The organism is Sphingomonas sp. Leaf30, from assembly GCF_001422525.1.
Classification (GTDB): Bacteria; Pseudomonadota; Alphaproteobacteria; order Sphingomonadales; family Sphingomonadaceae; genus Sphingomonas; species Sphingomonas aerolata.
In genome coordinates this window covers 384,465-403,037 of sequence record NZ_LMKZ01000018.1, presented here as the reverse complement: position 1 = coordinate 403,037, position 18,573 = coordinate 384,465, and the positions used below count along the sequence as shown (strand labels likewise).

Genomic DNA, 18,573 nt, shown 5'->3' with positions numbered 1-18,573 from the left:
TTCCCGGAGGGGAGAGGGACTAAAGATATGCGTACGCTGATCATAGAGACGTCCACCGCCGCCTGCTCGGTCGCGCTCGCCGATGACGGCGTGATCGTCGCGCGGACGCATGACGTCGTCGGACGTGGTCATGCCGAACGGCTCGTTCCGATGATCGCCGCGCTCCCCGGCGGCGGCCGCGCCGACCGCATCCTCGTCGATGTCGGCCCCGGCAGCTTCACCGGCGTCCGCGTCGGCATCGCCGCCGCGCGGGGGCTGGCACTCGGCTGGTCGGCGACGGTCACCGGCTTCTCGTCGCTGCCTTTGGTCGCCGCGGCGGGATTCGACGATCGCTTAACCGATGATATTGCAGTAGTTTTAGAGGGCGGGCATGGCGAGGTCTTCATGCAGTGCTTTGCCGCCGATCTGTCGCCGCGCACCGACATGGTGTCGCTGAAGCCCGACGCGGCGCTCGCGGCGCTTGCGGGGCGGCGCGCGGTCGGCAATGGCGTGCGCTGGCTCGCCGCGCTCGCCGATGATCTCGACCTGACCGAGGCGCTGCCCGATGCAGGCGCCGCGATCCTGTTGCCCGAGACGCTCACCGCGCTGCCGCCCGTCCCGATCTACGGCCGCGCGCCCGATGCGAAGCCCGCCGCGGTCCGTCCGGCGGTGCCGCGCTGATGGCGACCCGCGCCGTGCCCCCGCCCTCCGACGAAGACGCAGCGTCCGCGGTCGTGCTGCGTGCGGGCGACGCGCGCGACCTCGCGATCGTCGACGCGCTGATGGGCGACGCGTTCGACCCAGCGTATGGCGAGGCGTGGACGCGGACCCAGTGCCTCGGTGTGCTCGCACTGCCCGGCATCCAGCTCGTCCTCGCCTTTGTCGATGATCGCCCCGCGGGCTTCGCGATGACGCGGACCGTGCTCGACGAGGCGGAGCTGCTGCTCATCGCGGTCGCGACCGATGCGCGCCGCCGCGGCATCGGTACCGCGCTGGTCGGCGCGGTGATCGCCGACTGCATCGCCGCGAACGTCGCCACGCTGCATCTCGAGGTGCGCGCGGGCAATGAGGCGGTCGAACTCTACACCGCGCACGGTTTCGCCAAGGTCGGCGAACGCCGTGCCTATTACCGCGGCCGGTCGGGGGTGGCGCATGACGCGCACACCTATTCGCGCGCGCTCGGCAGCTGAGGCTTATTGCGAGTCACTATCCCTTTTCGCAACAGCGTTAACCGCCTACATGGAGGTTTACCAAGGGAATGACACATGCCGCGCAAGATCGATCTGGAAGCCCTCTGCAACGAGAAGGGCCTGCGCATTACCGAGCAGCGCCGCGTCATCGCGCGCGTCCTGTCGGAAGCGGATGATCATCCCGATGTCGAGAAGGTCTATGAGCGCGCCTCGGCGATCGACCCCGGCATCTCGATCGCGACCGTCTATCGCACCGTGCGGCTGTTCGAGGAGGCGGGCATCCTCGACCGCCATGATTTCGGCGACGGGCGCGCGCGCTACGAACCCGCACCCGAGGCGCATCACGACCATCTGATCGACGTCGAGAGCGGCAAGGTGATCGAATTCGTCGATCCCGAGCTTGAGCAGCTGCAGAAGGCGATCGCCGAGAAGCTCGGCTTCCGGCTCGTCGACCACCGCATGGAACTCTACGGCGTCGCGCTGACCCGCAAGGACTGATCCGATCGGGCGCAAGCGTCTCGTCGCGCGGCTCGCGGCGCTGCTGATCGCGCTGCTGCTCGCGCTGCCGGTCCACGGGCTGTGGCGGCTGTTCGGCCGGCGATCGCCCTGGCCGCCGCGCTTTCTCGGGCTGGTCGGCCGGATCGTCGGCGCGCGGCGACGGGTCGTCGGCACGCCGCTGCGCCATGACGTGGTGTTCGTCGCCAATCATCTCAGCTGGATCGACATCCTGCTGCTGTCGGGCGCGACCGGCACCGCGTTCATCGCCAAGGCCGAGTTGCGCGGCGTACCGCTGGTCGGCTGGCTCTGCACGTTGAACGCCACCATCTTCGTCAGCCGCGCCGATCGCATGGCGGTGACCGCCCAGATCGCGCAGCTCCGCGACACGCTTGCACGCGACTGGCCCGTCACGCTGTTCCCCGAGGGCACGACCGGCGACGGTGTCACGCTCCTCCCCTTCAAGGCCGCGCTGCTCGCCGCGCTCGACCCGCCCCCGCCCGGCGTCCGCGTCCAGCCGGTCCGCATCGACTATGGCCCCGCCACGCACGAGCTCGCCTGGGTCGGCGACGAACCCGGCCAGCACCACGCCGCCCGCGTCCTGAAACGCCGCGGCAGCTTCGTCGCGACCTTGCACTTCGCCGAGCCGTTCGCCCCCGCCGATTTCGGCAACCGCAAGGCCATCGCCACCGAAGCCCGCCGCCGTATCGAAGCCCTTTAAGACTATGTTTCCCCGCGAACGCGGGGACCCAGCCTGGACTCCCGCCTTCGCGGGAGAACAAGGGGGGCGCGCATTGCCCTCACCCCGCCCCCAACACCACCCCGGCGAAGGCCGGGGTCCAGTTGGCAAGGCCGCAATAACGAAGCGCCGTCCCCGGTCAGCAACGTCCCCCAACTGGACCCCGGCCTCCGCCGGGGAGGTGCAGATCGTGCGTATCGCAGCGTGCTCTCACGAACGAGCAGCAACGCCCCTCCCCCCACGCACACAAATTTGGTACGGCGCGCGCATGACCTCGAAACCCAAGACCTATCACGTCAAGTCGTTCGGCTGCCAGATGAACGTTTATGACGGCGAGCGCATGGCCGAACTGATGGCCGCCGACGGGCTGACCCAGGCCGATGCGGTCGACGCCGACATCGTCGTGCTCAACACCTGCCACATCCGCGAGCGCGCCACCGAAAAAGTCTATTCGGACATCGGCCGCCTGCGCAAGGATCAGCTGCGCAAGACCGGCAAGACGCCGATGATCGCGGTCGCCGGCTGCGTCGCGCAGGCCGAGGGGCAGGAGATCTTCACCCGCGCCAAGGTCGACGTCGTCGTCGGCCCGCAAGCCTATCACAACCTCCCCGACCTGGTCGCAAAGGCCGCGGCGGGCACGCCGTCGCTCGACACCGACATGCCGCTGCTGTCGAAGTTCGGCGCGCTCCCGACCCGCCGCAAGGTCGCGCCGTCGGCGTTCCTGACCGTGCAGGAAGGCTGCGACAAGTTCTGCACCTATTGCGTCGTCCCCTACACCCGCGGCGCCGAGATCAGCCGCCCCTTCGCGGCGATCGTCGACGAGGCGAAGGCGCTGGTCGATGCCGGCGCGCGCGAGATCACGCTGCTCGGCCAGAACGTCAACGCCTGGAGCGAAGACGAGCGCGGCCTCCACGACCTGATCCGCGACCTCGACCGCATCCCAGGCCTCGCGCGGATCCGCTACACGACCAGCCACCCCAACGACATGACGCAGGGCCTGATCGACGCGCACCGCGACGTCGAGAGCCTGATGCCGTTCCTCCACCTCCCCGTGCAGGCGGGCAGCGACCGCGTGCTCAAGGCGATGAACCGCAGCCACAGCCGCGATTCCTATCTCCGCCTGCTCGACCGGGTCCGCGCGGTGCGCCCCGACATCGCGCTGTCGGGCGACTTCATCGTCGGCTTCCCCGGCGAGACCGACGCCGAGTTCGAGGACACGCTGAGCCTCGTCGACGCGGTCGGCTATGCGCAGGCCTACAGCTTCAAATACAGCCCGCGCCCCGGCACCCCCGCCGCCGCAATCGTCGAGCAGGTCCCCGAGGCGGCGATGGACGAGCGCCTCCAGCGCCTCCAGGCCGCGCTCAACCGCGACCAGCACGCCTTCAACGCCGCCACCGTCGGCCGCACCTGCACCGTCCTGCTCGAACGCCCCGGCAAGCTCCCCGGCCAGCTGATCGGCAAGTCGCCCTGGCTGCAATCGGTCCACCTGATCGGCGACCACGCGATCGGCGACCTGGTCGAGGTAACGCTTGCGGCGGCCGGCCCCAACTCGCTGACCGGCATCGAACGCATCGCGCAGGCCGCCTGACGACCACCCATGATTTCCACCCCGGCGAAGGCCGGGGCCCAGTTGGGAGACGGAAATAACGACGGACGATCCCCCGTTACATCGACCTTCCCAACTGGGCCCCGGCCTCCGCCGGGGTGGTATGGTGATCATGGAAATCGCGCCCGCCGCCCACCCGCTGAGGCTTTCAGGCAACGCCCCCGCACCTTCGCACACCACACCAAAACTACCGCTGTCCCCCACCCGAATCCCCTGCCACACTCTCCCTCGATGCACCTTCGCCCACGCGACTCGAATCATCGCCAGCCAGGCGCCCCGGCGCCGCTTGAACGCGCGGCCTCCCATGCTCATCTCTGGTCGAACGCCATCCCAGGCGTGATGCGTGCCGGCCCGACCATACCCAATCACCGATCCGACACGTCTGCCCCCGAAAGGACCGCATGAGCCGTAAACCCGTTCCCGCCCAGTCCGGTGACCGCGCCCGAGTCGAACTGCTGTTCGACAAGCCCCAACTCCTCGTCCGGCTCTTCGGCCAGTACGACCAGAATCTGGTAGCGCTCGAAAACCGCCTCGGCGTGTACATCACCGCGCGCGGCAACAAGATTGGTCTGGAGGGCACCGCGGAACAGGTCGCCAAGGCGCGCGACGTGCTCCACGATCTCTACGCCCGGATCCAGCGCGGCGAGGATGTCGACACCGGCCTCGTCGACGCGTCGATCGCGATGGCCGACGAACCCGTCCTCGAAGGGATCATCCGCGCCGATGCCGGCGGCGGCGCTGCCCCGCCCATCATGATCCGCACGCGCAAGAAGACGATCGTCCCGCGCACCCCGGCCCAGGCGCACTACATGCGCGAACTGACCAACAACGACATGATCTTCGCGCTCGGGCCGGCAGGCACCGGCAAGACCTATGTCGCGGTCGCGCAGGCGGTCCAGCAGCTCATCACCGGCAGCGTCCAGCGCCTGATCCTGTCGCGACCCGCGGTCGAGGCGGGCGAGCGGCTGGGCTTCCTCCCCGGCGACATGAAGGAGAAGGTCGATCCCTATCTCCGCCCCTTGTACGATGCGCTCTACGACTGCCTCCCCGCCGAGCAGGTCGAACGCCGCATCGCGAGCGGTGAGATCGAGGTCGCACCGATCGCCTTCATGCGCGGCCGTACGCTGGCCGACGCGTTCGTGATCCTCGATGAGGCGCAGAACACCACGCCCGCGCAGATGAAGATGTTCCTCACCCGCTTCGGTCAGAACAGCCGGATGGTGATCTGCGGTGATCCCAAGCAGGTCGACATCCCCGGCGGCGTCGCCGCCTCGGGTCTGGCCGATGCGGTCCGCCGGCTGGAGGGGGTCGAGAGCATCTCGATGTGCCGCTTCACCGTCGGTGACGTCGTCCGCCATCCGATCGTCGGCCGCGTCGTCGAAGCCTATGAGGGCAGCGACGCCTGACCCCTGCGCGGCTGTCCCGTACATGCCGGGATAGCCGCCGGGCCATCCGCATACCGTAAGGGGTGCGGAACTTTGCCACCTGTGTAATGATTTCGTCCTGACGTTTCCGCCGGAAGGACCCGCATGCTCGAAATCGCGCTCTCTTCGGAGGCTCCCTGGCCCGACCAGGACTGGGACGGCCTCGCTAAGCGCGCCGCGACCGCGGCGATCGAACGCACCCCGCACGGCCAGCTGCTCACCGGCGCCGCCACGGTCGAGATCTCGTTCCGGCTCGCGTCCGACGACGAGGTCCACACGCTCAACAAGCAATATCGCCAGAAGGACAAGCCGACCAACGTCCTGTCCTTCCCGATGGTGCAGGCCGATCTGCTCGAGACGATCGCGCAGAATTCGGACGATGGCGAGGTGCTGCTCGGCGACATCATCCTCGCGCACGGCGTCTGCGTCGCGGAAGCCGCGGAGCGCGGCATCTCGGTCGAGGATCATGCGATGCATCTGATGGTGCACGGCACGCTGCATCTGCTAGGCTATGATCATATGGACGACGACGAGGCGGAGGGTATGGAGCAGATCGAACGCGACGCGCTCGCCGCGCTCGGGCTCCACGATCCCTATCTCATCACAGAGGACTGACGACCACGATGGCCGATGGCCCCAATGCCGGAAACGGCGATAGTACCGACAGTATCTGGCGCGGGCTGAAAGGCCTGATCTTCGGCGCCCCCGACGAATCGCTGCGCGACCAGCTCGAGGATGCGATCGACCGGCACGAGGGCGATCCCGCCCCCGATGCCAAGGGCGATCTCACCCCGCTCGAACGCCAGATGGTCCGCAACCTGCTGCATTTCAGCGAGCGGGACGCAGGCGACGTCGGCGTGCCGCGCGCCGACATCATCGCGGTCGAGGAGGAGACGTCGTTCGCCGACCTCGTCAAGCTGTTCGCCGAGGCCGGCCACAGCCGCCTGCCGGTCTATCGCGACAATCTCGATACGATCATCGGCATGGTCCATATCAAGGACGTCTTCACGATCCTCGCGACCGGCGCCGAGCATCCGACGACGCTCGCCGGGCTGATCCGCGAGCCGCTCTACGCGCCGATGTCGCGCGGCGCGCTCGATCTGCTCGCCGACATGCGGCAGAAGCACGTCCATCTGACGATCGTGCTCGACGAATATTCAGGCACCGAGGGCCTCGTCACCTTCGAGGACCTGATCGAGGAGATCGTCGGCGATATCGAGGACGAGCATGACGACGCGCCGCAGGTGCTGATGACGCCGATCGACGGCGGCGCCTGGGACGTCGACGCGCGCGCCGAGCTCGAGGACGCCGCCGAACTGATCGACCCGCGGCTCGCCGAGGTCGATGGTGATATCGACACGCTGGGCGGCCTCGCCGCGCTGCTCGCGGGCCACGTCCCGCAGATCGGCGAATGCGTCGATCATCCGAGCGGCTGGAAACTCGAAGTCACCGAAGCCGACGAACGCCGCGTCAACCGCCTCCGCCTCCACCCCCCGGTCGTGCTGGTCGAAGACGACGACTGACACGAAGGGGGCGGTGCGTCGGCCGACACGCCCCGCCCCCCCCCGCCCCCCTTCGTCATTCCCGCGAAGGCGGGAACCCATACTGGCTGACAGTCCGACAGCACGCAGACCCTGCCCCTCTGGATCCCCGCCTCCGCGAGGATGACGAAGCTCGCGGGATACCCAACCGCAATCACGCCATTGCCCCCGCCCGCACTCCCGCCTAACTCTCCTGCATGCGCAAACACATCCTCATCGTGCTCGGGCTGATCATCCTGGTCGGGATCGCCGGGTTCACCTGGCTCGCCTGGCCCGATACCGCCCGGCTCGACGTCAACCAGGTCACCGGCAAGCGGCCCGACATCACCGCGCCGCGGATCCAGATGCTGCCGACGATCGGTGTCGCCAAGGCGGTCGGCTGGCCCAAGGGCGCGATGCCGACCGCGGCGGCGGGGATGAAGGTCCAGCCGTTCGCGGCCGGGCTCGATCATCCGCGCTGGCTCTACCGTCTGCCCAATGGCGACGTGCTGGTCGCCGAGACCAATTCGCCACCGCGTAAAGGTCCCGGCATCGTCACGACCGTGATGAACTTCCTGATGGGCCGCGCGGGTGCGGGCGTGCCCTCGGCCAACCGCATCACGCTGCTGCGCGACGCGGATGGCGACGGCGTGGCGGAGACGCGCTCGGCCTTCATGACCGGGCTCAACTCGCCCTTCGGCATGACGCTGATGGATGGCCAGCTCTATATCGGCAACACCGACGCGCTCGTCCGCGTGCCCTATACCGAGGGCGCGACCCGGATCACCGCCAAGCCCGAGCGTGTCATCCCGCTCAACGGCGGCGGCAATCACTGGGCGCGCAACGTGATTGCCGCCCCCGACGGCAAGACGCTCTATGTCGGCGTCGGCTCGGCGTCGAACATCGCCGAAAACGGCATGGACGCGGAGAAATATCGCGCCAACATCCTTCAGGTCTGGCCGAAGGACAAGAACTGGCGGATCTACGCCGCCGGTCTGCGCAACCCCAATGGCATGGCGATCAACCCCAAGTCGGGCCAGCTCTGGACCGTCGTCAACGAACGCGACATGCTCGGCTCCGACCTCGCGCCCGACTATCTGACCCAGGTCGAGTTCGGCGATCACTTCGGCTGGCCCTGGTATTATTGGGGCGGCTATCCCGACGATCGCGTCGAGCCGAAGAACCCCGCGCTCCAGCAATATGCCAAGCGTCCCGACTATGCGCTCGGACCGCACGTGGCCGCCCTCGGCCTGACCTTCGCGGGCGACGCGAAGCTCGGCGACCGCTTCACCAACGGCGTATTCGTCGGCGAGCACGGCTCGTGGAACCGCAAGCCGCTCTCGGGCTACAAGGTCGTCTACATTCCGTTCGGCGACACCGGCTTCCCGGCGGCGAACGCAAAGCCCGTCGACGTGCTCGGCGGCTTCCTCAACAAGGATGGCGAGGCACAGGGCCGCCCGGTCGGCGTCATCACCGACAAGGCCGGCGCGCTGCTGGTCGCCGACGATGTCGGCAACACGATCTGGCGCGTCAGCACGAAGTAAGTGCCCCCTCCCCCGTCATCCTGACGAAAGTCAGGACCCAGGATCACAAGCGCATCGTGTGTAACCCTGGGTCCTGACGTTCGTCAGGATGACGGGCGGGGCGGCATCAAGCCGCGCAAACCCTCAGCGGAGCAGCTTCGGCCCTTCCTTGCGGATCATGTCCTGCACCTTGCCTGCGAACAGCCCGAGCAGCCCCGGCAGGTCGACGATCGCATGGACAGTGTCCTCGAACACCGTGACCTTGCTGCCGATCACCTGCCCCATCGCGCTCACGGTGAAGTGCAGTGTATCGCCTTCCCAGCGCCGATCGGTCACCGATCCGCCGGGGATCTTCGATCCGATCGTGTCGATGCCGCTGTCGAGCCGCGATCGCACCCCCGCCTTGCCGAGCTTGTGGGGGATATCGACCGAAATGGGATTGGACATTCTTTGATCCTTAGTGTGCGAACAGCATCGCGTCCTGTGCGAACGCCTTGAACTCGAGCGCGTTGCCGCTGGGGTCGCAAAAGAACATCGTCGCCTGCTCGCCGATCTCGCCCTTGAAGCGGACATGCGGCGCGATCCCGAACCGGACCCCGGCCGCCGCGACCCGCTCGGACAGGCTGGTCCAGTCGTCCATCGTCAGCACGACGCCGAAATGCGGCACCGGCACCTGATGCCCGTCGACCGCATTCTCGACCGCGACCGCCTTCGCCGCCGGATCGAGATGCGCGACGATCTGATGCCCGAACAGGTCGAAGTCGATCCAGTGATCGCTCGACCGCCCCTCGGGACAGCCCAGCGTCCCCCCGTAAAAGGCCCGCGCGGCGTCGAGGTCATGGACGGGAAAGGCGAGATGAAAGGGGCGCAGCGTCATGCGCCGCAGGATAGAGCGGATGATCCCCTGCGTCACCCCGCCCCCGCGACGCGATGCCCCCTGCGCGTCCGCCGCTCAAGTACCGCCCCCATTCCTCTCCACCACCCCGGCGAAGGCCGGGGCCCAGTTGGGGGACGGTGGTAACTAAAGGTTGCGCGTCATCACGGCGACCTTCCCAGCTGGACCCCGGCCTTCGCCGGGGTGGTCATGTGTGGGGGTAGATTCAGGAGTTGGTACCGAGGCCAACGAAAGCGCCCACCGCACCAACCCCGGCACCCCCTTCCCTCCCCGCCGCCACGTCAGATGCAGCCTCAGATATTGCCCGCCCCCCGCCGCCACGCCATAGCGCGGGCGTGACCCGCTCTCCCGCCCGCGCCGCCCTCACCTCCCCCGCGCTCGCCAGCCTCCTGCTCGGCGCGATCGCCGCGACGGGGTTTGCGCCGCTCGATCTCTGGCCGCTCGCGCTCGTCGCGGTCGCCGCGTGGCTCGCGCTCGTCCACGACGCAGGCTCGTTCCGCCAGGCGCTGTGGCGCGGCTGGCTGTTCGGGCTCGGGCATTTCACCGTCAACAACAACTGGTTCCAGCACGCGTTCGACTTTCAGGACGCGATGCCGCCGGTGCTCGGCTATTTCGCCGCGGTCGGGCTCGCGCTCTATCTCGCGGTCTTCCCGATGGTCGCCGCGGGCCTCGCCTGGCGGTTCGGACGCCGCGCGACCGCGACGCCCGACCCCGCCTTCGTCCTCGTCTTCGCCGCTGCGTGGATCGCGACCGAGTGGCTGCGCAGCGTGTTGTTCACCGGCTATGCCTGGGATCCGCTCGGGGTGATGTGGCTGCCCGCGATCGGCATCGCGCGGCTGTCCGCCTGGATCGGCACCTATGCGCTGTCGGGCGTGACGATCGTCGCGGCGGGATCGCTGTGGATGCTCAGCCGTCGCCGCGTCGCGATGCCCGCGATCGTCGTGCCCCTGCTCGCGCTCGCCGCGCTGTCGGCGCTGTGGACCGACGCCCCCGCCGCCCCCGCCAACGCCCCGCGCGTCCGCGTCGTCCAGCCCGATATCGGCCAGGAGGATCGCAGCGAATCGGACGGCGAACGCGTGCTGTCCGCGCTGGAAAAGCTGTCGGGCACCCCCGGCGCCACCCCCCGCCTCGTCGTCTGGCCGGAAGGCGTGGTGCGCGACTACCTCGAGGATGGCTATCCCTTCTACGCCTATGACTGGTCGAGCCCGGCCTATCTGCGCCGCCGGATCGCGCGGCTGCTCGGCCCCGACGACATATTGCTGACCGGCGGCACCTCGCTCTCGTTCGATCGCGAGGACCGGATCGCGGGCGCGACCAATTCGGTGTTCGCGATCGATGCACAGGCGCGGCTGCGCGGTCGCTACGACAAGGCGCATCTCGTCCCCTACGGCGAATATCTGCCGATGCCGTGGCTGCTGAAACCGCTCGGGCTCGCGCGGCTCGTCCCCGGCGACATCGACTTCACCTCGGGCAAGGGGCCGGGCAATCTGACGCTCGCGGGCTTCGGGTCGATCGGCATCCAGATCTGCTACGAGATCATCTTCTCAGGGCAGACGGTCGACCGCGCGCATCGCCCGCGGCTGTTGTTCAACCCCTCGAACGACGCCTGGTTCGGCAGCTGGGGCCCGCCGCAGCATCTCGCCCAGGCGCGGATGCGCGCGATCGAGGAGGGGCTGCCGATCGTCCGCGCCACCCCGACCGGCATCTCCGCGATCATCGCCGCGGACGGTCGCCTGCTCGCCACCGTCGCGCACGAGACCGCGGGCGCGGCCGAGCTGCCGATGCCGACCGCGCTGCCCGTGACGCTGTTCGCGCGGCTCGGCAATCTGGCGGCGGGGCTGGTCATGGCGGCGATGATCGCCTTGGCCGTTGCCCTGCGCCGCCGCGAACGCTAGAAGGACATATAAAGCTTTCCTTATATGATGCTCCGCGGTGCCCCACCGCCGGGCCTTTTGCGAAGAGGTTTCATGCGCAAGTCCTTTCTCTTCACCTCCGAGTCGGTCTCCGAAGGCCATCCCGACAAGGTCGCCGACCAGATCAGCGACACGATCGTCGACCTGTTCCTCGCCAAGGATCCCGAGGCACGCATCGCCTGCGAGACGCTGACGACGACGCAGCTCGTCGTCCTCGCCGGCGAAATCCGCTGCCGTGGCGTCTATGAGTTCGGGAAGGTCGAGTGGAAGGACACCGACTACTGGGCCCCCGGAGCGAAGGACGAGATCGAGGCGGCCGTCCGCAACACCGTCAAGGAAATCGGCTACGAGCAGTCGGGCTTCCACTGGAACGAGTTCCGCTTCGAGAACAACCTCCACGGCCAGTCCGCAGAGATCGCGATGGGCGTCGACGAGAGCGGCAACAAGGACGAGGGTGCCGGTGACCAGGGCATCATGTTCGGTTACGCGACCGACGAGACGCCCGGCCTGATGCCTGCGACGCTCTACTACAGCCACAAGATCCTCGAGCGGATGGCCGCCGATCGCCATTCGGGCGCAGCCCCGTTCCTTGAGCCCGACGCCAAGAGCCAGGTGACGCTCGCCTATGAGAACGAGAAGCCGGTCCGCGCGACCGCGCTCGTCGTCTCCACCCAGCACGCACCGGGCTATTCGGAAAAGGGCAAGAACCCCGATCCGGCCAAGTACGCCGAGCTGCGCGACTATGTCATGGGCGTGTTCACCGACGTGCTGCCCGCGGGCTTCATCTCGGACGAGACCGCGATCTATATCAACCCGACCGGCGCGTTCGAGATCGGTGGCCCTGACGGCGACGCCGGCGTCACCGGTCGCAAGATCATCGTCGACACCTACGGCGGCGCAGCCCCGCACGGCGGCGGCGCGTTCTCGGGCAAGGATCCGACCAAGGTCGATCGCTCGGCCGCCTATGTCGCACGCTATCTCGCCAAGAACGTCGTCGCCGCCGGGCTCGCCCGCCGCTGCACGATCCAGCTGAGCTACGCGATCGGCATCGCCGAGCCGCTGTCGGTCTATGTCGACACGCACGGCACCGGCACGGTCGAAGAGGCCAAGCTCGAGGCGGTCCTGCCCAAGCTCGTCCGCCTGACGCCCAAGGGCATCCGCGAGCACCTCAAGCTCAACGCGCCGATCTACAAGAAGACCGCGGCGTACGGCCATTTCGGCCGCGAGCCCGAGGGTGACAGCTTCACCTGGGAGCGCACCGATCTGGTCGACAAGCTGAAGGCCGCAACCGCCTGACGCACCTCGCCCGATAGGTGATACAGAAAAGCCTCCCCCGGACCGTCCGGGGGAGGCTTTTTCATGTCCGCTACGCCGGATCGGAAACGATCAGCCAGGTGCCGACCGGTCGATCCCCGCCGCGTCGCCGACCAGCGGCGCGCTCGCGCGCTGCCGATGCCGCTGCTCGGTCAGGATCTGCCACGACGCCAGGAACAGCGCCGCGACCAGCGGCCCGACGACGATACCGCTGAGGCCGATCAGCTCGATCCCGCCCAGCGTCGTGACCAGCACGACGAAATCGGGGATCCCCGTGTCGCGCCCGACCAGGATCGGCCGCAGGATATTGTCCGCCATGCCGATCACGACGACGCCCGAGATGATTACCACCAGCCCCTGCCAGATCGCGGTGGTCGCGAGCAGATAGACCGCGACCGGAACCCAGACGATCGCCGGCCCGAGCGCAGGGAGCAGCGAGGTCAGCGCCATCAGCAGGCCCCAGAGCAGGGCCGCGGGCAGCCCGACGATCCAGAAGGTTGCCGCACCCAGCCCGCCCTGGACCAATGCGACGATGACCGTGCCCTTGATCGTCGCACGCACGACCGACACGAACTTGTCGACCAGCGCGGCGGTGACCGACCGCTCGAGCGGCAGCGCGTCGCAGATCTTCGGCCCGATCGTCTCGCCGTCGCGCAGCAGGAAGAACATCACGTACAGCGCGATACCGAAGGCGAGCAGGAAGGCGGCGGCGTTGCGCCCGATCGACAGCGCCTGGCTGGCGATCGTCCGCACGCTGTTGCCCATCGTCTGCGACAGCCGCGCCTGGATCCGCTCGATCGAATCGAACCCGGCCTTGTCGAGCAACGTCTGCAGGCGCGTCGGCAATGCATCATGCACCTGGTTGAAATACGCGGCGAAATTGATCTCGCCATTCTGGATGCGGGTATAGACCGTGCCCGCCTGGTCGACGATCATTCCGCCGATGATCATGCTCGGCACGACGACCGCGAACAGGATGATCAGCAGCGTCAGCGCGGCGGCGGTGTTGCGACGCTTCGGCATCCGCTCCAGCAGACGCTGGAACAGCGGCTGGAACAGGATCGCGGCGAGCGCGGCCCACAGCAGCGCCAAGGCGTACGACCAGACGACCACGACGAGCGCGATCGTGATCACCACCAGGAATATCAGGAATCCGCCCGTTTCTAGCCGGCGCCGGTTGATCATCATGCATCCCCCCCAACATCGTCGGTCGGCCCCAGACGCCGCCGACGATACCGCCCCCGCCCGAATCGGCGGGGACGGCATCATTGTACTTAGCGCAGTGCGGCGCTGCCGTTGACGAGGGCCGCCTTCTGCTCGTTCGACATCGCGGCGGCGTTCACGTCCGCGTCGTCGACCGCCTCGCCCTGCTTCTCGCCCTGATCGCGAACCGCCTCGGCGCGATCCTCGAGATTGTCGGCAGCCGCCTCGAGCGCGTCGGCACGGTTCTCCGCGGCGCCTTCGACCTGGCTGCCCAGCTTGTCGTCACCCTTGCCGCCACAGGCTGCGAGCGGAATGGTCAGCGTTGCGAGCATGAGCGCGGTAGCAATGGTCTTCATGTATAAATCCCTCTTGTGAGGCCATCCAAACCGTCACGCAGGCGGAACGGTTCCCTCGACCCCGTTCGGTACCGTCGCGGGGTCGTGATCCGCGGATCTTTCCCTGTTTTCAGTGACATGCTCGACGACCGGCGCGACTCGGTCGAACAGTGCGCTGACCGCCGCCTCGGCGATCCAGCCGACCGCCGCGCCGACGACCAGGTCGGACAGATAATGCTTGCCGTTGACCGGCTGCGCCGCCGCCACCGCGACCGTCGCGAGCGCCGACGGCATCGCCGCGCCGTCGATGTCGCGCGACGCCGCACGCGCGACCGCGACCGCGCCTGCGGTATGACCCGAGGGGAAGGACGTCTGCTTGTGATCGTCGCTGTCGCCCGTCTCGAACCGCGCCTTGCCGGTGTCGAGCGCATGGCCCGGCCGCGTCCGGTCGACCGAATGCTTGATCACCGATTTCGCCGCGGTCGCCGCCAGATGCGAGGCGAGCATTCGCGCACCGCCGCGGATCAGGTCGGGCCGCCGCGCGACCAGCCCGATCACCAGCGTGCCGATCGACGTCGCGATCAGCTGCGGCTGGTCGGCAACCTCGGCGAGAAAGCCGGTCGCCTTCACCACCGGCGCATCGCGGTGTTCGGCCAGCTTGTAGGTCGCCTTGCGGTCGGCCTCGGCGATCTTGGCCGCCGCACTCTTGCTCTTGCCCGTCATCATCAGTCCTTCTGTCGCATTTCGCCGCGCACCTGCGCATGCGCCAGCAGCGCGAACACCCCCGCACCACCGACGAGATTCCCCATGATCGCCGGCAGCAACAGTCCGGCAAAGGTCCGGACCAGATCGACATGCCCGGTGAACAGCAGCAGGAACGCCTCGTCCGATCCGACGATCGAATGGCTGAACCCGCCGATCGCCACCACATAGGTCACCGCGAAGATCACCATGAACGCCTCGCCGCGCGCATTGGGCAGCGACCAGGCGAGGATCGCGATCATGAACCCCGCCGGGATCGCGTTGACGAACGTCGCCCAGGCGCCAAGCTCGGTGATCCGCATCGATACCGCGATCATCGCTTCGCGCAGCTCCGCCCCGCCAAGCACACCGCCCGCGATCGCCGCCGCGGTCAGCGCGGTGCCGAGCAGATTGGCGCCCAGCACGATGCCCCACAGCCGCAACGTTCGCCGCAGCGCCCAGCGCGACGGCTTGGTCACCAGCGGCAGCATCGCGCTGATCGTGCTCTCGGTGAACAATTGCATCCGCCCGAGAATGACGACCAGGAACCCAGCAGGATAGCCGAGCGACACGACCAGCTCGCGCCACGGCGTATCGGGCAGCGCGGCATGAAGCGCGCCCTCGGCGACCAGCGACGCGGTGATCGCCAGCCCCGCCGCGAGCGCGGAGAAGAACAGCGAGACCCCCGGGCGCGCGAGTTCGTCCTCGCCCGCCTCGCGCACCGCGCGGTGAAGATCGCCCGCGTCCGCCGCCTTCAGGTCCTCGACGTCCTGCTCGGGCCCCTCGGGCGCGGACCCGGTGTCCGACGTGGTGGTGCTGTTTTCGGCCATTACGGCCTTGTAACGGACCGCTACGTGCTTTGCTCCCGCGCAATCGACCGCTAGAGCGCGCGGCGATGAACGATCCCGCCACCATTCGCCGCCTCTATGGCCGTCGCCAGGGCCACAAGCTTCGCCAGGGCCAGTCCGCGCTCGTCGAGGAGATGCTGCCGCGGCTCTCGGTTCCCGAGACGGGGATCGTCGACGCCGCCACCCTGTTCGGCGACGACCGTCCGCTGCATGTCGAGATCGGCTTCGGCGCGGGCGAACATCTCGCCGGCCAAGCATCGGCCAATCCGGATGTCGGCTTCATCGGCTGCGAACCGTTCCTCAACGGCGTCGTCGGCGCGCTCGGCCATATCCGCGACGGCGGGCTGACCAATGTCCGGCTCTATATGGGCGACGCGCTCGAGGTGATCGAGCGGCTGCCCGATGCCAGCCTCGACCGGCTCTACCTCCTCCACCCCGATCCCTGGCGCAAGGCGCGGCATGCGAAGCGGCGGATGGTCAATCACGGCCCGCTCGACACGATCGCCGCCAAGCTGAAGCCCGGCGCCGAATTCCGGCTCGGCACCGACGATCCGACCTATTGCTGCTGGTCGATGATGATCATGGACCAGCGCCGCGACTTCACCTGGCAGGCGCGCACCCCGCAGGACTTCCTGACCCGCCCCGACGACTGGCCCGAGACGCGCTATGAGCGGAAAGCCCGGCGCCAGGGCCATGAGGTCTGGTATTTCCGCTATATCCGCGACTAGCGCCCGCCGCTGCGCCGCCACCAGCCGGCCAGCGCGCGACCGGCGAACGCGGGCAGCCCGGGCCTGAGCAACAGCCAGTCGCGGATCGGCGCGCCCTCCGTCGCGCCGATCACCCGTTTGTAGCCGCTGTCGCCCGCGCCCCAGTCGACCCTGGTCGCGCCGCGCGCCATCGCCGCGACCAGGTTGCGCCAGTAGAGCAGCTTGCCCGGCGAATGCTTGGCGAAGCGCGGGTCGTAGCTGTTGGCGATCGCGTAGATCAGCGCCCCCGTGTCGATGTCGAACGAGAAGGCGGCGGGCACGCCGTCGACGCGGAGCAGCGCCGCGCGGAACATCCCCGCCAGCACCGGATCGACCGCCGCCGCCTGCCAGAAGGCGAGATGCCCGTCGGTCGTGAACTTCATGTCGCGGCGGTCGGTCTCCTGCGCGACCCAGCTCGTCTGCTCGACCGCCCCCAGATCGGCGAACCGCGCCGGCCAGTCCGCCCCCGCCAGCGCCTGCCAGTCGAGCGCGCCATGCTCGGCCAGATGCTTTTCGTGAAACCGGTTCTTGCGCAGCGTCGAGTTGCGCGGCCAGCGCTCGCCATCGACGCTCGGCGCAAGGTCGAGCACCCAGGCGTCACCGACATGCCGGTCGATCGCGCACCATCCCGCCGCCCGCGCGCTCGCGATCAGCGCGTCCGCGGCCGGATCGCCGTCCTGGACCGGCCCGATCCGCAGGCCGTTGCACTGCGCAGATAGTCCCCGAAGCGCCGCCGCGCGTGCCGCCTCGCTTGCCCCCATCGCCATGCCGAAACTGCGGAACGGCCAGTAACAGCCCGGCACCGTCGCCAGCCGCAGCCACGCCGGGCCGAGCGCGACGAACGGCAGCGCGATCGCCGCGACGTCGTCCTCCTCGACCACCAGGGTCTTCGCACGGCCGCCATAGGCACTCAGCGCGGCGGCATACCAGCCATAGCGCAGGAACCGGTGGCTCGGCGCCGCGCGCGCGGCGACCGCGTCGATCGCGATGCTCAAGCCCTCGACCACGCTTGCCTGCGCGCTCGGTGGCACCGGCACGCGGTCGGACAGGAGCATCGGTTTCGACATCGCACGCCCCCTAGCAGCAATCCCTTACCAGGTAGTGCAGGATCGCACCGGGCGCCGCGAGGCTTCAGGGCGGGGGCGGGATTGGCTTCCCTCCGGCGCGGTTATTCCGCATGATGATCAGGATGATACCGCTTCCCGCCGTTTCGACGATCGCGCAGACGATCCAGCTGTCGCTCGCCCCCGTCTTCATGCTCGCGGGCATCGGCCAGCTGCTCAACGTGCTCGCCGGTCGCCTCTCGCGCGTCATCGACCGCGCCCGCCAGCTCGAAAAGCTCCATCCCAGCAGCGCGGGGCCCGAACGCATCCGCCATATCTGGGAGTTGCGGCTGCTCGACCGGCGGATGACGATCATCAACGCCTCGCTCTTCCTCGCGGTGTCGAGCGCGATCATGACCTGTATCGTCATCGCGCTGCTGTTCATCGCCGAACTCGCCAAGCTGCACTTCGGGACCTATGTCGCGGTCTCGTTCATCCTCGCGATGATCCTGCTGATCGCCGCCTTTGCCAGCTTCATGATCGAGGTGCGGATCTCGCTGGTCGCCTTCCGCATCCGCCCCGAACTGCTCGACAACCCCGAACTGCTCGACAAGCTGACATGACGCTCGAACACCGCCTGCTGCAGGGCGTCGTCGCGATCGCATGCCTCCTGCCGCTGCTCGTGGGCGGTCAGGGGATCGTCCACGGCCCAGCCCCGTTCGGCCACCTCGCCGACGTGCCGCGCGATCTCGACAGCCATTTCCGCTATATTTCGGGCATCTTCTTCGCGACCGGGCTCGGCTTTCTCAGCTGCATTCCGCATATCGAGACAAAGGGCCCGCGCTTCCGGCTGCTCGGCGGGCTGATCGTGGTCGGCGGCCTCGCGCGGCTCGTCTCGCTGATCGATGTCGGCATGCCGTCGCGCGGACATGTGCTGGGGCTCGGCATGGAAATCCTCGTCGTGCCGCTGCTGATGCTCTGGCAGGCGCGCCTCGCCCGCCGGGCCCTTTCCAACGCCGGACCGAACCCCTAGACGACGCGTGACCATACCCGGTCCTC

The 18,573-nt window shown here is 68.3% G+C and carries 21 protein-coding genes; 14 read left to right on the top strand and 7 right to left on the bottom strand.

Features of this window, described 5'->3' with window-relative positions; all coding sequences use genetic code 11:
• The first annotated feature begins 27 nt into the window (after positions 1-27).
• The 9 genes from tsaB to ASE89_RS15545 all read left to right on the top strand — a co-directional run bounded on the left by tsaB (position 28) and on the right by ASE89_RS15545 (position 8,497).
• A complete protein-coding gene (tsaB, locus tag ASE89_RS15585) occupies positions 28-660 on the top strand; it encodes a tRNA (adenosine(37)-N6)-threonylcarbamoyltransferase complex dimerization subunit type 1 TsaB (protein ID WP_056409152.1) in 633 nt (210 codons plus the stop codon).
• Positions 660-1,169: a GNAT family N-acetyltransferase gene (locus ASE89_RS15580; protein WP_056679513.1), complete on the top strand. Its 510-nt coding sequence runs from the start codon at positions 660-662 to the stop codon at positions 1,167-1,169. Before tsaB ends, ASE89_RS15580 begins: the two co-directional genes overlap by 1 nt.
• Positions 1,170-1,244: 75 nt before the next feature.
• Positions 1,245-1,667: a Fur family transcriptional regulator gene (locus tag ASE89_RS15575; protein WP_031394622.1), complete on the top strand. Its 423-nt coding sequence runs from the start codon at positions 1,245-1,247 to the stop codon at positions 1,665-1,667.
• Positions 1,668-1,860: 193 nt separating this feature from the next.
• Positions 1,861-2,385 (top strand): lysophospholipid acyltransferase family protein, encoded by a 525-nt coding sequence (locus tag ASE89_RS15570; protein ID WP_236701821.1) that lies wholly within the window; start codon positions 1,861-1,863, stop codon positions 2,383-2,385.
• A 286-nt stretch (positions 2,386-2,671) separates the two neighbouring features.
• Positions 2,672-3,991 carry a tRNA (N6-isopentenyl adenosine(37)-C2)-methylthiotransferase MiaB gene (gene miaB, locus ASE89_RS15565; protein WP_082451590.1) on the top strand — a complete coding sequence of 440 codons (1,320 nt, stop codon included), beginning with the start codon at positions 2,672-2,674 and terminating at the stop codon, positions 3,989-3,991.
• 419 nt (positions 3,992-4,410) lie between these two features.
• Complete coding sequence (locus ASE89_RS15560) at positions 4,411-5,415, top strand: PhoH family protein (RefSeq protein ID WP_056409148.1); 1,005 nt, start codon at positions 4,411-4,413, stop codon at positions 5,413-5,415.
• Positions 5,416-5,538: 123 nt separating this feature from the next.
• Positions 5,539-6,048: an rRNA maturation RNase YbeY gene (gene ybeY, locus ASE89_RS15555; protein WP_031438936.1), complete on the top strand. Its 510-nt coding sequence runs from the start codon at positions 5,539-5,541 to the stop codon at positions 6,046-6,048.
• A gap of 8 nt (positions 6,049-6,056) precedes the next feature.
• A complete protein-coding gene (locus tag ASE89_RS15550) occupies positions 6,057-6,956 on the top strand; it encodes a hemolysin family protein (RefSeq protein WP_031393856.1) in 900 nt (299 codons plus the stop codon).
• A 215-nt stretch (positions 6,957-7,171) separates the two neighbouring features.
• Complete coding sequence (locus ASE89_RS15545) at positions 7,172-8,497, top strand: PQQ-dependent sugar dehydrogenase (protein ID WP_056679508.1); 1,326 nt, start codon at positions 7,172-7,174, stop codon at positions 8,495-8,497.
• Between the two features lie 123 nt (positions 8,498-8,620).
• On the opposite strand, the gene ASE89_RS15540 is transcribed toward ASE89_RS15545, so the two are convergent.
• Both ASE89_RS15540 and ASE89_RS15535 read right to left on the bottom strand, forming a co-directional pair.
• The gene (locus ASE89_RS15540) at positions 8,621-8,923 is read right to left on the bottom strand and encodes a polyhydroxyalkanoic acid system family protein (RefSeq protein WP_031438938.1); all 303 of its coding nucleotides are present in this window, start codon (positions 8,921-8,923) and stop codon (positions 8,621-8,623) included.
• Positions 8,924-8,933: 10 nt separating this feature from the next.
• A complete protein-coding gene (locus ASE89_RS15535) occupies positions 8,934-9,353 on the bottom strand; it encodes a VOC family protein (RefSeq protein ID WP_056680756.1) in 420 nt (139 codons plus the stop codon).
• Between the two features lie 353 nt (positions 9,354-9,706).
• On the opposite strand from ASE89_RS15535, the gene lnt reads away from it, so the two are divergent.
• Both lnt and metK read left to right on the top strand, forming a co-directional pair.
• Positions 9,707-11,266: an apolipoprotein N-acyltransferase gene (gene lnt / locus ASE89_RS15530; RefSeq protein WP_056679505.1), complete on the top strand. Its 1,560-nt coding sequence runs from the start codon at positions 9,707-9,709 to the stop codon at positions 11,264-11,266.
• A gap of 72 nt (positions 11,267-11,338) precedes the next feature.
• Positions 11,339-12,580: a methionine adenosyltransferase gene (gene metK, locus ASE89_RS15525; protein ID WP_056679503.1), complete on the top strand. Its 1,242-nt coding sequence runs from the start codon at positions 11,339-11,341 to the stop codon at positions 12,578-12,580.
• 90 nt (positions 12,581-12,670) lie between these two features.
• Here metK and ASE89_RS15520 read toward each other — a convergent pair whose 3' ends face one another.
• From ASE89_RS15520 to ASE89_RS15505, 4 genes are all read right to left on the bottom strand, one after another.
• Positions 12,671-13,783, bottom strand: coding sequence for an AI-2E family transporter (locus ASE89_RS15520; RefSeq protein ID WP_056680752.1), 1,113 nt, complete (start codon positions 13,781-13,783; stop codon positions 12,671-12,673).
• A gap of 89 nt (positions 13,784-13,872) precedes the next feature.
• Positions 13,873-14,157 (bottom strand): hypothetical protein, encoded by a 285-nt coding sequence (locus ASE89_RS15515; protein ID WP_042466252.1) that lies wholly within the window; start codon positions 14,155-14,157, stop codon positions 13,873-13,875.
• Between the two features lie 33 nt (positions 14,158-14,190).
• Complete coding sequence (locus ASE89_RS15510) at positions 14,191-14,859, bottom strand: phosphatase PAP2 family protein (protein ID WP_168427697.1); 669 nt, start codon at positions 14,857-14,859, stop codon at positions 14,191-14,193.
• 2 nt (positions 14,860-14,861) lie between these two features.
• The gene (locus ASE89_RS15505; RefSeq protein WP_056679489.1) at positions 14,862-15,707 is read right to left on the bottom strand and encodes a formate/nitrite transporter family protein; all 846 of its coding nucleotides are present in this window, start codon (positions 15,705-15,707) and stop codon (positions 14,862-14,864) included.
• 65 nt (positions 15,708-15,772) lie between these two features.
• On the opposite strand from ASE89_RS15505, the gene trmB reads away from it, so the two are divergent.
• Positions 15,773-16,453, top strand: coding sequence for a tRNA (guanosine(46)-N7)-methyltransferase TrmB (trmB, locus tag ASE89_RS15500; RefSeq protein WP_056679486.1), 681 nt, complete (start codon positions 15,773-15,775; stop codon positions 16,451-16,453).
• On the opposite strand, the gene ASE89_RS15495 is transcribed toward trmB, so the two are convergent.
• Positions 16,450-17,538: a GNAT family N-acetyltransferase gene (locus ASE89_RS15495; RefSeq protein ID WP_056679480.1), complete on the bottom strand. Its 1,089-nt coding sequence runs from the start codon at positions 17,536-17,538 to the stop codon at positions 16,450-16,452. The genes trmB and ASE89_RS15495 overlap by 4 nt on opposite strands.
• A gap of 122 nt (positions 17,539-17,660) precedes the next feature.
• Between ASE89_RS15495 and ASE89_RS15490 the strand changes: the two genes are divergently transcribed.
• Both ASE89_RS15490 and ASE89_RS15485 read left to right on the top strand, forming a co-directional pair.
• Entirely contained in the window at positions 17,661-18,137 is a 477-nt protein-coding gene (locus tag ASE89_RS15490; protein WP_031440529.1) for a DUF2721 domain-containing protein, read from the top strand.
• A complete protein-coding gene (locus ASE89_RS15485) occupies positions 18,134-18,547 on the top strand; it encodes a DUF4345 domain-containing protein (RefSeq protein ID WP_056679477.1) in 414 nt (137 codons plus the stop codon). The genes ASE89_RS15490 and ASE89_RS15485 overlap by 4 nt, the downstream gene beginning before the upstream one ends.
• The last annotated feature ends 26 nt before the right edge of the window (positions 18,548-18,573 follow it).

Coding starts and splice junctions, on each gene's coding strand:
- ASE89_RS15495 (WP_056679480.1), bottom strand. CDS start 17,538: ATGTCGAAACCGATGCTCCTGTCCGACCGCGTGCCGGTGCCACCGAGC.
- ASE89_RS15505 (WP_056679489.1), bottom strand. CDS start 15,707: ATGGCCGAAAACAGCACCACCACGTCGGACACCGGGTCCGCGCCCGAG.
- ASE89_RS15540 (WP_031438938.1), bottom strand. CDS start 8,923: ATGTCCAATCCCATTTCGGTCGATATCCCCCACAAGCTCGGCAAGGCG.
- trmB (WP_056679486.1), top strand. CDS start 15,773: ATGAACGATCCCGCCACCATTCGCCGCCTCTATGGCCGTCGCCAGGGC.
- ASE89_RS15580 (WP_056679513.1), top strand. CDS start 660: ATGGCGACCCGCGCCGTGCCCCCGCCCTCCGACGAAGACGCAGCGTCC.
- ASE89_RS15575 (WP_031394622.1), top strand. CDS start 1,245: ATGCCGCGCAAGATCGATCTGGAAGCCCTCTGCAACGAGAAGGGCCTG.
- ASE89_RS15485 (WP_056679477.1), top strand. CDS start 18,134: ATGACGCTCGAACACCGCCTGCTGCAGGGCGTCGTCGCGATCGCATGC.
- ASE89_RS15490 (WP_031440529.1), top strand. CDS start 17,661: ATGATACCGCTTCCCGCCGTTTCGACGATCGCGCAGACGATCCAGCTG.
- ASE89_RS15560 (WP_056409148.1), top strand. CDS start 4,411: ATGAGCCGTAAACCCGTTCCCGCCCAGTCCGGTGACCGCGCCCGAGTC.
- ASE89_RS15515 (WP_042466252.1), bottom strand. CDS start 14,157: ATGAAGACCATTGCTACCGCGCTCATGCTCGCAACGCTGACCATTCCG.
- metK (WP_056679503.1), top strand. CDS start 11,339: ATGCGCAAGTCCTTTCTCTTCACCTCCGAGTCGGTCTCCGAAGGCCAT.
- tsaB (WP_056409152.1), top strand. CDS start 28: ATGCGTACGCTGATCATAGAGACGTCCACCGCCGCCTGCTCGGTCGCG.
- ASE89_RS15545 (WP_056679508.1), top strand. CDS start 7,172: ATGCGCAAACACATCCTCATCGTGCTCGGGCTGATCATCCTGGTCGGG.
- ASE89_RS15535 (WP_056680756.1), bottom strand. CDS start 9,353: ATGACGCTGCGCCCCTTTCATCTCGCCTTTCCCGTCCATGACCTCGAC.
- ASE89_RS15550 (WP_031393856.1), top strand. CDS start 6,057: ATGGCCGATGGCCCCAATGCCGGAAACGGCGATAGTACCGACAGTATC.
- ybeY (WP_031438936.1), top strand. CDS start 5,539: ATGCTCGAAATCGCGCTCTCTTCGGAGGCTCCCTGGCCCGACCAGGAC.
- ASE89_RS15510 (WP_168427697.1), bottom strand. CDS start 14,859: ATGACGGGCAAGAGCAAGAGTGCGGCGGCCAAGATCGCCGAGGCCGAC.
- miaB (WP_082451590.1), top strand. CDS start 2,672: ATGACCTCGAAACCCAAGACCTATCACGTCAAGTCGTTCGGCTGCCAG.
- ASE89_RS15520 (WP_056680752.1), bottom strand. CDS start 13,783: ATGATCAACCGGCGCCGGCTAGAAACGGGCGGATTCCTGATATTCCTG.